This window comes from Coprococcus intestinalis, assembly GCF_023656595.1.
GTDB lineage: Bacteria > Bacillota > Clostridia > Lachnospirales > Lachnospiraceae > Coprococcus_A > Coprococcus_A intestinihominis.
Map to the genome: position 1 here is coordinate 1 of NZ_JAMOKJ010000037.1, position 11,720 is coordinate 11,720.

The following is an 11,720-nucleotide window of genomic DNA, read 5'->3' on the forward strand; positions in this document are numbered from 1 at the left end:
TCATAAGGGCCTCCTTAATGCTGGGAGGAAGAGCCATGTTTATATAAAGAATTATAAAGTAAAAATAGGAAGAATTAAATTCCACATTTGAAAGCAGGGTGATTTGCAGGATTAAATTCCACATTTGAAAGCAGGGTGATTTGCAGGATTAAATTCCACAGAGGGGTGGAATTTAACTTTGCAATTGAGTTAGAATAAATATAGAAAAAATTTTTATTAAAAAACCTTTGACAAAAAAATAAATATATGTTATATTATTTAGGCAATATCAAACGCAGTTGTGGCGGAATTGGCATACGCGCTAGACTAAGGATCTAGTCTGGGTTAACTGGGTACGGGTTCAAGTCCCGTCAACTGCATAGAAGCGGTTTCCATATGGAAGCCGCTTTTTCGCGTCAATAGTAAGCTAAAGTGCACAATTGGTTCTATTTTGTAACCAACGGATTTTTCTTCCATAATAATATGACAGGAGGGAAAATGGATGTTTAAAAATTGTGTATTTAAAGATTCTGTGAATACAAGAAAGTGGATGGTCAATGCTGGCATTCGAGCTGTTAAAACAATGGCGCAGACAGCAGTGGCGGTTATGGGAACCAGTACAGTTTTGTCAGCTATTGACTGGCGGATGGTTTTGTCTTCTGCTATTGTGGCAGCAATTGTCAGTATATTGACGTCAGTGGCAGGCCTTCCGGAAGCTCCTTGTGAGGGAGAGTGACTCATCAGGATAAATGGGTGAAAAATAGCAATTTGCATAGAGATTTGACCTTGATTACAGACGAAGAATAGGATATTATATTATAAGCTGGATCAACGAGCAAAATTCACCGAAATTACATGACGGTGATGCATCCGTGTAAAAGATAACGGCCGCTTCGGCGGCCATAGTGAATAAAGGAGAGACGAAGTTATGGGTAAGACAGTAAGAACAAGATTTGCTCCAAGTCCGACAGGAAGAATGCATGTGGGCAACTTAAGAACAGCATTATATGCGTATCTGATTGCGAAGCATGAGGGCGGACAGTTTTTATTAAGAATAGAAGATACAGACCAGGAGAGAGAGATGGAAGGTGCGGTAGATATCATTTATCGTACACTGGCCAGCACAGGTCTGATCCATGATGAAGGCCCGGATAAGGATGGCGGCGTAGGCCCTTATGTTCAGAGTGAGAGACAGGCGCAGGGCATTTATCTTGAGTATGCGAAGAAACTGATTGACAAGGGTGAAGCTTATTACTGCTTCTGCGATGAAGAGCGCCTTGCAACTCTGCATACAACCGTGAATGGCAAAGAGATTTTTCACTATGACAAGCATTGTCTGCATCTGAGCAAGGAAGAAGTTGAAGCCAAGCTGGCAGCAGGTGTACCTTATGTTATCAGACAGAACAATCCTGTTGAAGGCACAACTACTTTCCATGATGAGATTTATGGCGATATCACCGTGCCGAATGCAGAATTGGATGATATGATCCTGATCAAGTCCGATGGTTTTCCTACATACAACTTTGCGAATGTTGTGGATGACCATTTGATGGGCATTACACATGTTGTCAGAGGTAATGAATATCTTTCTTCTTCTCCGAAGTACAATCGTCTGTATGATGCATTCGGATGGGAAGTACCGATTTATGTGCATTGTCCGCTGATCACCAATGAGGAACACAAGAAGCTCAGTAAGAGAAGTGGTCATGCTTCCTATGAAGATCTTATTGACCAGGGATTTCTGACAGAGTCGGTTATTAACTTTGTGGCACTTCTCGGATGGAGTCCTGAGGACAACAATGAATTCTTTACACTGGATGAACTGGTGAAGGAATTTGATTATCATCATATGAGCAAGACCCCGGCTGTTTTTGATATGACAAAACTTCGCTGGATGAATGGTGAGTATCTGAAGAAGATGGATTTTGACAAGTTCTATGAGATGGCACTGCCGCATATGAAGGAAGTTGTTTCAAGGAATGTGAACTTTGAGAAGCTGGCATCTATGATCAAGACACGTATCGAGATCTGGGCAGATATCAAGGATCAGATTGATTTCATCGAACAGGTACCGGATTATGATATCAATATGTACGTACACAAGAAGAATAAGACAAATCTTGAGAATTCTCTGGAAGTGCTGAAGGAAGTGCAGCCTTTACTGGAGAAACAGGAAGACTACAGCAATGATGCGCTGTTTGAACTGCTGGGTCAGTATGCAAAGGATAAAGAGAAGAAGGTAGGTTTTGTTATGTGGCCGATCCGTGTGGCTTTATCCGGCAAACAGATGACACCTGGTGGTGCAACTGAACTGATGGAAGTACTTGGCAAGGAAGAATCGCTTGCAAGAATTCAGACAGCCATCGACAGATTAAGCCAGGAAGCATAGGAGGCTTTATGGAGTTAAATAAGTCTCAGCTTCAGGCAGTCTGCCATGATAAGGGGCCGATGATGGTACTTGCCGGACCGGGTTCGGGCAAGACCATGGTCATCACCCATCGTGTGAAATGGCTGATTGAGCATGCCGGTGTCCATCCGGCGGGCATACTGGTTGTGACCTTTACAAAAGCTGCCGCAGATGAAATGCGGCAGCGTTTTGTTTCTCTGATGGACGGCAGGACGATGCCCGTGAGTTTCGGCACTTTTCATGCAATTTTCTTTTCGGTGCTGAAACATGCTTATAACTATACGGCATCCAATATCATTCGTGAGGAGCAGAAACAGCAGCTGATCCGGGAGATCATTGAAGATATGCCTGTAGAACCGGATAATGTCAGTGAGTTTGTCAATGATGTGCTCAGTGAGATTGGGCTTGTTAAAGGAAGCGTGATGGATATTGAGCATTATTATGCCACCAGCTGTGCAACATCCGTGTTCAGAGATATTTATAAACAGTATGTTCAGAGGATGGAGAACAGCCGTCTGATTGATTTTGAGGACATGTTGGTTTATACTTGGGAACTTTTTACCCAGCGAAAGGATATTCTTGCAGCCTGGCAGCATAAGTTTCAATATATCCTGATCGATGAGTTTCAGGACATTAACTTGCTGCAGTACAAGCTGATCCGGATGCTGGCATTGCCGCAGAACAATATTTTTATTGTGGGGGATGATGACCAGTCTATTTATGGATTCAGGGGGGCCAGGCCTGAGATCATGCTGAACTTTGAGAAAGATTTTTCGGATGTGAAGAAGGTTTTCCTTTCTGTCAATTACCGCAGTCAGGCAGCTATCGTACGCGGGGCGGGATGCGTGATCAAGAATAACAAACAGCGTTTTGACAAGCAGATCCAGGCGGTGCGGCCGGAGGAGGAACCGGTGGATATCCGTGTTTTCAAGGGACCGGCTGATGAGAATGCGGCGGTTATCCGTGAGATCCGTGATTACCATGATCAGGGGATTCCGTATCATGCGATGGCGGTGCTGTTTCGAACCAATACCCAGGCCAGAATGCTGTTAGAGAAGATGATGGAGTATAATATTCCATTTAAAATGCAGGATGCCATGCCGAATATCTATCAGCACTGGGTAACCCAGGATATTATGGCTTATATCCAGATTGCTCTCGGAAGTACGGCCAGAAGTCATTATCTGAGGATTATCAACCGGCCGAACCGTTATGTGAGCAGACAGATGTTGGGTGAGCGTCAGGTGGCTTTTGATGTGCTGCTGGAGCAGTATAAGGATAAGCCATGGATGCAGGAGCGTTTGTCGAAGTTTGCTTATGATGTGCATATGTTGACGCAGATGCAGCCCTTTGCAGCCATTAATTACATACGGCATGGGATTGGATATGATGAATTTCTTGAGAAGTATGCCGAAGAACGGAAGATGGACGGACAGGATTTAATTGAGCTGCTGGATGAACTTCAGGATAGTGCCAGGAATTATGCGACGTATGAGGAATGGTTTGGACATATTGAAGAATATACAGAACAACTGCGAAAGCAGGCCAGAAAACAGCGCGAAGAGAAGACGGATGGCGTGGCTCTGGCAACAATGCATCATTCCAAGGGATTGGAGTATCAGATTGTTTTTATCGTGGATGCCAATGAGACAGTGACGCCGCATCATAAAGCCCTTCTGGATGCAGATATTGAAGAAGAGCGCCGGATGTTTTATGTGGCTATGACCCGTGCAAAGTCCAGACTGCATATTTTCTTTTTGAAAGAGCGTTATGGACGGCCAATGGTGATGTCACGTTTTGTCGGAGAGATTCTTGTGGACAGAGATGCGGTCAAACCGGGTATGCGCGTGCAGCATCAGACATATGGCGCCGGTGTGATTAAGGAAGTGACGGATAAAGCGATTGTTATCCGGTTCGACAAAATACGACAGGAAAAGAAACTGGATATTCAATTTTGTCTGGCAAATCAATTGTTAAAAATACAGTCTTAGTATTGAAAAAATACAGGAAGTATGTTATAAAGTTAAGGAACTGATTGATTGTTTTCAGACTGTTTAGAAGGAGAAGATTCTGACTTTCGGACAGCGGAACATTTTTATGAAATGAGGTAAGTAATTAAATGGGACAACCAAAAGACTCTGAGTTTAAAGACAGAGATACAATGACACTTGATCTGGATGACGGCGGAAAGCTGGAATGTATCGTTTTGAATGTTTTTCCGGTGAATAACAGAGAGTATATCGCACTTCTGCCAATGAATGACGAAGGCCATGTGGAAGAGGATGCACAGATCTTCCTGTATCGGTTCGAAGAACTGGGAGATGATGAGGTGAATCTTGAGACGATCGAGGACGATGATGAGTTTGAGCTTGTATCAGATTACTTCGATGAGATGCTCGATGAACAGGAGTTCAATGAGTTATTCAACGGCGCAGAGTAGTCGCAGTGAATGCAACCGTATCGTATATAGATAAAGCTGCTGCTTTACGGGAAACCGCAGAGCAGCAGCTTTTTTATGTAATAGGAAATTCTGTTGGAATTTCCTATTACATAAAAAGGCACTGCGTGCCAGAAAGCGCAGTTCGCGGAGAGGAATATATAGCTGTGCTATCCGCTTACGCGCGAAAGTGTGCGTCAAGCGCACACTTTGTTTAGTGTTGTATTATTTATCCTCGTTCAGACTTTCAATAAAATACTTCGCAGCTTCGGATATTGGCAGCTTATCATTGTAGCCGACAACCAGCTGACGGGATGGAAAGACCTCAGACATGGTCAGTTTGAAAAGGTCAGGGTCGTTATCAGGCAGGCAGAAGTCAGGAATGAACGCAATGCCAAGGCCGATACGGGCAAGGTCGATCAGCAGATCGTTGCTGCTGAGTTCGACTTCGGGTACCAGATCCAACTGGCGCTGTTGGCAGATGTTGTGAAGAAATTCGCTGGTCATACTGCTCTTGTCCAACATCAGAATCGGATACTGCAGCAGTTCTTCAAAGTTCAGAGGATGATTCTTCAGATGTTCAAAGTTCCTGTTGGCAATGAAGACATCCTTGAAATCCTTGACTTTGCGGATATTGCCTACGGTATTCATTCGAGGATTCGGATAGTTGGTAACAATGAGATCCACCTGACCGTTTTCAAGAAAATCCACGCACTTGCCGGAGGTACCGTTCGTGACTTTGATATGGACATTCGGGAAATGCTCATGGAAAGCCTGAAGATAAGGAACCAGGTAATAACGGCAGATGGTGTCGCTGGCACCGATACGCAGCTGACCGCCGTTTAGCGCATTAGCATCCAGGATCTGGTTCTCACCGCGCATGATCAGATTCACGGCAGGTTCGATGTGCTTGAAGAGAACCTCGCCTTCCGGCGTCAGTTTGACACGTTTGGTGCTTCGAATAAAAAGATGCTGATTCAGTTTCTTCTCCAGTGCCTTGATTGACTGACTGACTGCAGACTGTGAGATAAACAGGAGCTTGGAAGCGTCTGAAAAGCTGAGTGTTTTGGCAACATAATAGAAAACTTTATAAAGTTCGTAATTGATATCCATAGTTCCTCCGGTCAACAGCAATTATAAATAAAAACTGTTTTATTTATTAGTAAGAATAATTAAAATATATCATAAAATGCGTAGAAAGTAAATGATAACTGTGAACGTGTCAAATGATTTCGGCAATACGAAGGGCAGATATAAAAATTGGAATTGACAGAGGAAAAAAACGGGTATCTTCTTTGCAGAATGGGTCTGATCAAGTATTACGGGCATAGTGGTTACATTGCCAGTGTTCTGGAGGAAGATGAACTGATGTCTGTAAGAGCCAATGCAGCAGGGATTTTCAGAAGACTCAAAGGCCCGAATGATACCATCCGCATGGGGAAGTCATGGCGGAAATTATCGATCCTTATGAAGGAGATGTCACCATGCAGATCGTGGCACCTACGGACGGCATCGTCTTCTTTGCCCACAATGAACCGCTGGTACTGGAAAACACGGTGGTGTTTAAAGTGATACGGCGATTGCATAAATAAGGCTACAGTTTTAAAGCACCTTTCGGACACTCGTCCACGCACTGCATACAAAGAATACATTCGGAACGGTTTTTACGCTGCTCGGTTATGTTGAGAATCTCAACATTCATCGGGCAGTTTTTTTCGCATTTTTTGCAGCTGATACATTTGTCCGGGTCCAGTTTGATATGGAAAAGGGCAAAACGGCTGGCCGGCTTCAGAAAGACGGTGACAGGACAGATATATTTGCAGAAAGCCCGATTGTCTTTGCAGATAAAAGCCAGTGCAATGCCAACAACATAGTATATAAGATTGCCGATGAGAAAACTGTACCACATAATTTGTTCAATGTTTTGGACATGCAGCAGAAAAAGGCTGCTGACAAAAATCAGGGAACCGACAAAAACAATATAGCGGATGAATCCCCATTTTTTGCGGGAAGATGCGGGTGTTTTAAAAGGCAGCAAATCAAGGATCATAGCTGTCCAGCAGGCATAGCCGCACCAGCCTCGTCCGAAGATAAATGGGCCAAAGATTTTGGCCACGGCATAGTGGATGGTGGCGGCTTCAAAAACACCCAGGAACAGATAATACCAAAAACCTTCAATCTGCATGTTCTCATGCTGAAGAAAGCCGAGATAGCCCAGCATATAAAGCCCAACGGCAAACTGAATGACATGGCGGGCATATTTCTGTTTGCGGGCAAAGAGAAAAAGTCCGATGGCAATGGATGTGCCTATGTATGAAAAATTAAAAAGATAAAAGATATTGTCAAGTGCCTGCCAGAGAATGACGGCAATACTTTCAAAAACCAGCCACATAATGATTGGAATAGAATATTTTTTCAGCATAAGAACCTCCTGAGGGAATATGAAAGAGAATGAAAGACGCTTTACGTTTTTAACGGGTTACCCGGATAGCGGTATTAATGATTGTAAAAAAACTCTAAATAAAAAAGCTTTCTATAAAAGAATTGTAGCATAGAAAGCTTTTTGGGGATATAAAAATTTTCTCAGACTTCTCTTTTTTTCGCCGGTTCCGGCTCAAAGGCATAGACATCGTTAATATTATCCAGTTCTACATCATTCAGGGGTCCGGTGTAAACAACGCCGGTGCATTCCGTGTCGGAAGCACTTGTTTTCAGATAATCCAGGTGATCGCATTTTTCATTATGCCTGGTAATGGATTTTTTTGCCATAATTATTACATCTCCTTATAAAATAATGAGTGCTCTTTATAGATAGGATAAGCAGTATGTGCGTTTTTATGCAGATTTGCTCATTAGCTGAAGTCATAAATGAATTTAAATATATTAATTTTATTAATAAAAATATTTGTGATATAGTAAAAAGGTAAATTAAGATACCATGCCGAATTAAGGGAGGTCATTATGAGCAGCGTTAGAAGAATATATGTGGAGAAGAAACCGGCTTATGCCGTAGCAGCCAAGGATTTGTTTGAGAATATTCGTGATTACCTTGGTATCCGCACAGTAACTGGTGTTCGTGTACTCATTCGTTATGACATTGAAAATATTTCCGACAAAACTTATGAGGAGGCTAAGATTACGATTTTTTCAGAGCCTCCGGTTGATGTATTATATGAAGAAGCATTTCCGATGCAGGAAGGAGAAACTGCTTTTTCTGTTGAGGCATTGCCTGGACAGTTTGATCAGAGAGCCGATTCTGCTGAACAGTGCGTCAAGCTTTTGAATGAAAATGAAGAACCGGTGATCCGTTCCGCAACAACCTATGTGATTGCCGGCGCATGTTCTGAGGAGGAACTGGCACATATCAAAGATTTCTGTATCAACCCTGTAGATTCCAGAGAGAACAATGCAGATAAGCCTGAAACACTGGTGACAGAATATGAAGAACCGGCAGATGTGAAGATTTTTGATGGCTTCAGAAATATGCCGGAAGCAGAATTAAAGGCACTGTATGATTCTCTGGGACTGGCCATGACATTCAAGGATTTCCGATTTATTCAGGAACATTTTGCGGCAGAAGAGAGTCGTGATCCGTCTATGACAGAGATTCGAGTGCTGGATACATATTGGTCTGATCATTGCCGTCATACCACATTCCAGACTGAATTGAAGAATGTCACATTTGAGGATGGTGATTATAAGGCACCGATGCAGGCTGCTTATGATATGTATCAGGCCCATCGTGCAGAAATCTTTGCAGGACGCAAGGATAAATATGTTTCCCTGATGGATATTGCCCTGATGGCTATGAGAAAACTGAAGAAAGACGGCAAGTTAGATGACCAGGAAGAAACAGACGAGATCAATGCCTGCAGCATTATTGTACCGGTTGAGATTGATGGAAAGACAGAAGAATGGCTCATTAACTTCAAGAACGAAACTCACAACCATCCGACAGAAATCGAGCCTTTTGGTGGTGCGGCAACCTGCCTTGGCGGTGCGATCCGTGACCCACTGTCAGGACGTACTTATGTTTACCAGGCTATGCGTGTGACAGGTGCGGCAGACCCTACTGTACCAATGGAGAAGACTCTGGAAGGCAAGCTGCCTCAGAGAAAACTGGTGACAGGTGCAGCCAGCGGCTACAGCTCCTATGGTAACCAGATTGGTCTGGCCACAGGTCTTGTTAATGAAATCTATCATCCGGATTATGTGGCAAAACGTATGGAAATCGGTGCGGTGATGGCAGCAGCGCCTAGAAGCAATGTTATCAGAGAGACTTCTGATCCGGGAGATATTATTATTCTCTTGGGTGGACGTACAGGCCGTGATGGCTGCGGCGGTGCAACAGGCTCCTCAAAGGCTCATAACTCCCAGTCCATCGACACCTGCGGTGCGGAAGTTCAGAAAGGTAATGCGCCGACAGAGAGAAAGCTTCAGCGTCTGTTCAGACGTCCGGAAGTTTCACGCCTGATTAAGAAATGCAACGACTTTGGTGCCGGCGGTGTATCCGTTGCTATCGGCGAGCTGGCAGCAGGTCTTCAGATCCAGTTAGATAAAGTACCGAAGAAATATGCCGGCCTTGACGGAACAGAACTGGCAATTTCAGAATCCCAGGAGCGTATGGCGGTTGTCATTGATCCGAAGGATGTGGACAAATTTATGGCTTATGCCGAAGAAGAAAATCTTGAGGCAACCTGCGTGGCTGAGGTAACAGAAGACCCACGTCTTGTGATGCACTGGAGAGGCAAGGAAATCGTGAATATTTCCAGAGCTTTCCTTGATACAAACGGTGCTCATCAGGAAACAGATGTTATCGTAGGCACAGCTTCAAAGGCAGACAGCTATTTTGAAGAAAAGACAGATGTGGCTGATGTGAAAGCAGCATGGCTGAAAGACCTAGCAGATTTGAATGTTTGCTCACAGAAAGGTCTTGTGGAAATGTTTGATGCTTCCATTGGCGCGGGCAGTGTATTTATGCCATTCGGCGGCAAATATCAGCTGACACCGACACAGTCCATGGTAGCAAAACTCCCTGTATTAAAAGGCAAAACAGATACAGTCACTATGATGAGCTATGGTTTTAACCCGTATCTTTCCAATTGGAGCCCATATCACGGTGCTGCTTATGCGGTTGTAGAATCTGTTGCTAAGATTGTGGCAGCAGGCGGTGATTTCAGTAAGATTCGTTTCACATTCCAGGAATACTTCAAACGTATGACTGAGGATGCAAAGGGCTGGGGCGAGCCGATGAGCGCGCTTCTCGGTGCATACACAGCACAGATCGGTTTCGGACTGCCATCCATCGGCGGTAAGGACTCCATGTCCGGTTCCTTCAATGATATCCATGTACCGGCAACCCTTGTTTCCTTTGCAGTGGATGTGGCAAAACAGCAGGATATTATTACACCGGAATTCAAGAAGAGCGGCAATAAGATTGTGAAGTTTGATATTGCAAGAGATGCTTATGATATGCCGGATTACGAACAGGCAAAAGCTCTTTACACAGCGGTTCATCAGCTGATTCAGGATAAAGTTGTCATCTCCGCTTATACACTCGGTTTTGGCGGCGTTGCAGCAGCTGTATCCAAAATGGCTTTCGGCAACAAGCTGGGCGCTAAGATTGACAGCACTGTGAAAGCAGAAGATTTGTTTAAGACAGGTGAATATGGATGCATGATCGCAGAAGTACCGGCGGATGCTCTTGATAAAGTCAATGTGGCTTATACACTGATCGGTGAAGTGACAGATGATGCACAGTTCACATACGGTGACACTGTTGTGACAATGGATGAGGCACTGAAAGCATGGACAGGCACCCTTGAAAAAGTCTTCCCAACACGTTCAGGTGTTGAGCAGAAGAAGATTGAGACACCGATTTATAAAGAGGGCAGCATTGTAATCTGCAACCACAAGATTGCACAACCAAAGGTATTTATCCCTGTATTCCCGGGTACAAACTGCGAATACGATTCCATGAAAGCCTTTGAAAAAGCCGGTGCAAAAGTTCAGACACAGGTATTCAGAAACTTAAGTGCAGACGGTATCCGTGAATCTGTCGATGCCTTTGTCAAAGGTATCAGCGATGCACAGATTATTATGTTCCCAGGCGGTTTCTCAGCCGGTGATGAACCGGACGGTTCCGGTAAATTCATTGCTACGGCTTTCAGAAATGAAAAACTGAAAGAGGCTGTTATGAAGCTGCTCAACGAGAGAGATGGTTTGGCTCTTGGTATCTGTAATGGTTTCCAGGCACTGATCAAACTTGGTCTGGTGCCTTACGGCGAAATTACACCGCAGCAGCCGGATTCCCCGACACTGACAACCAACAACATTGGCCGTCATATTTCAAAGGTGGCTTATACAAAGGTTGTCTCTAATAAATCCCCATGGCTGGCAGGTGCGGTACCTGGTGAAGTCTATGCAATCCCGATTTCCCATGGTGAAGGCCGTTTCGTAGCCAGTGATGAATGGATCAAGAAGCTCTTTGCAGCAGGCTGTGTGGCAACCCAGTATGTTGATTTGGATGGCAATCCAACCATGGATGAGGATTTCAACCCGAATGCTTCCTACGCGGCTATTGAAGGTATCACAAGCCCTGACGGACGTATCCTTGGCAAGATGGGACATTCTGAGCGAATCGGTGAAGCCGTTGCCAGAAATATTTACGGTAATCCGGACCAGAAGATTTTTGAATCCGGTGTGGCATATTTTAAATAAAAGTAAAATAGAGATAATGGCAGTGCCCCGTACTCATGATCGTGAGTACGGGGGATTTTTAGTTTGCGCGCCATGGGCGCGCTCTAACGGGTGAAAGTCCCGAACACGCCTAGGCGACAAGGAAGTGTATAGCTGAACAGCAAGGGTGTCTATCGTAAGGTAGAATCTGAAGGAAGC

At 44.3% G+C, this 11,720-nt stretch carries 9 protein-coding genes and 1 tRNA gene; 7 read left to right on the forward strand and 3 right to left on the reverse strand.

The annotated features are described in order from the left end of the window. Positions 1-274 precede the first annotated feature (274 nt). The 5 genes from NBH03_RS15645 to NBH03_RS15665 all read left to right on the forward strand — a co-directional run bounded on the left by NBH03_RS15645 (position 275) and on the right by NBH03_RS15665 (position 4,826). A tRNA-Leu gene (locus NBH03_RS15645) sits at positions 275-359 on the forward strand. Between the two features lie 122 nt (positions 360-481). After that, the gene (locus NBH03_RS15650) at positions 482-715 is read left to right on the forward strand and encodes a holin (RefSeq protein WP_250800118.1); all 234 of its coding nucleotides are present in this window, start codon (positions 482-484) and stop codon (positions 713-715) included. A 192-nt stretch (positions 716-907) separates the two neighbouring features. Then, entirely contained in the window at positions 908-2,368 is a 1,461-nt protein-coding gene (gene gltX / locus NBH03_RS15655; RefSeq protein ID WP_250800119.1) for a glutamate--tRNA ligase, read from the forward strand. Between the two features lie 8 nt (positions 2,369-2,376). After that, the gene (locus tag NBH03_RS15660) at positions 2,377-4,377 is read left to right on the forward strand and encodes an ATP-dependent helicase (protein ID WP_250800120.1); all 2,001 of its coding nucleotides are present in this window, start codon (positions 2,377-2,379) and stop codon (positions 4,375-4,377) included. Between the two features lie 128 nt (positions 4,378-4,505). After that, positions 4,506-4,826 carry a DUF1292 domain-containing protein gene (locus NBH03_RS15665; protein WP_015515390.1) on the forward strand — a complete coding sequence of 107 codons (321 nt, stop codon included), beginning with the start codon at positions 4,506-4,508 and terminating at the stop codon, positions 4,824-4,826. 222 nt (positions 4,827-5,048) lie between these two features. On the opposite strand, the gene NBH03_RS15670 is transcribed toward NBH03_RS15665, so the two are convergent. Then, the gene (locus NBH03_RS15670) at positions 5,049-5,936 is read right to left on the reverse strand and encodes a LysR family transcriptional regulator (protein WP_250800121.1); all 888 of its coding nucleotides are present in this window, start codon (positions 5,934-5,936) and stop codon (positions 5,049-5,051) included. 332 nt (positions 5,937-6,268) lie between these two features. On the opposite strand from NBH03_RS15670, the gene NBH03_RS15675 reads away from it, so the two are divergent. Next, positions 6,269-6,415, forward strand: a complete 147-nt coding sequence (locus NBH03_RS15675; protein WP_250800122.1) for a hypothetical protein — start codon at positions 6,269-6,271, stop codon at positions 6,413-6,415. A 2-nt stretch (positions 6,416-6,417) separates the two neighbouring features. Here the strand turns inward: NBH03_RS15675 and NBH03_RS15680 are convergent, their stop codons facing one another. Together NBH03_RS15680 and NBH03_RS15685 are read right to left on the reverse strand one after the other, a co-directional pair. Further along, complete coding sequence (locus tag NBH03_RS15680) at positions 6,418-7,245, reverse strand: 4Fe-4S binding protein (RefSeq protein WP_250800123.1); 828 nt, start codon at positions 7,243-7,245, stop codon at positions 6,418-6,420. Positions 7,246-7,406: 161 nt separating this feature from the next. Beyond that, positions 7,407-7,592: a hypothetical protein gene (locus NBH03_RS15685; protein WP_015515393.1), complete on the reverse strand. Its 186-nt coding sequence runs from the start codon at positions 7,590-7,592 to the stop codon at positions 7,407-7,409. Between the two features lie 192 nt (positions 7,593-7,784). On the opposite strand from NBH03_RS15685, the gene NBH03_RS15690 reads away from it, so the two are divergent. After that, positions 7,785-11,543 carry a phosphoribosylformylglycinamidine synthase gene (locus tag NBH03_RS15690; RefSeq protein ID WP_250800124.1) on the forward strand — a complete coding sequence of 1,253 codons (3,759 nt, stop codon included), beginning with the start codon at positions 7,785-7,787 and terminating at the stop codon, positions 11,541-11,543. Positions 11,544-11,720 lie beyond the last annotated feature (177 nt).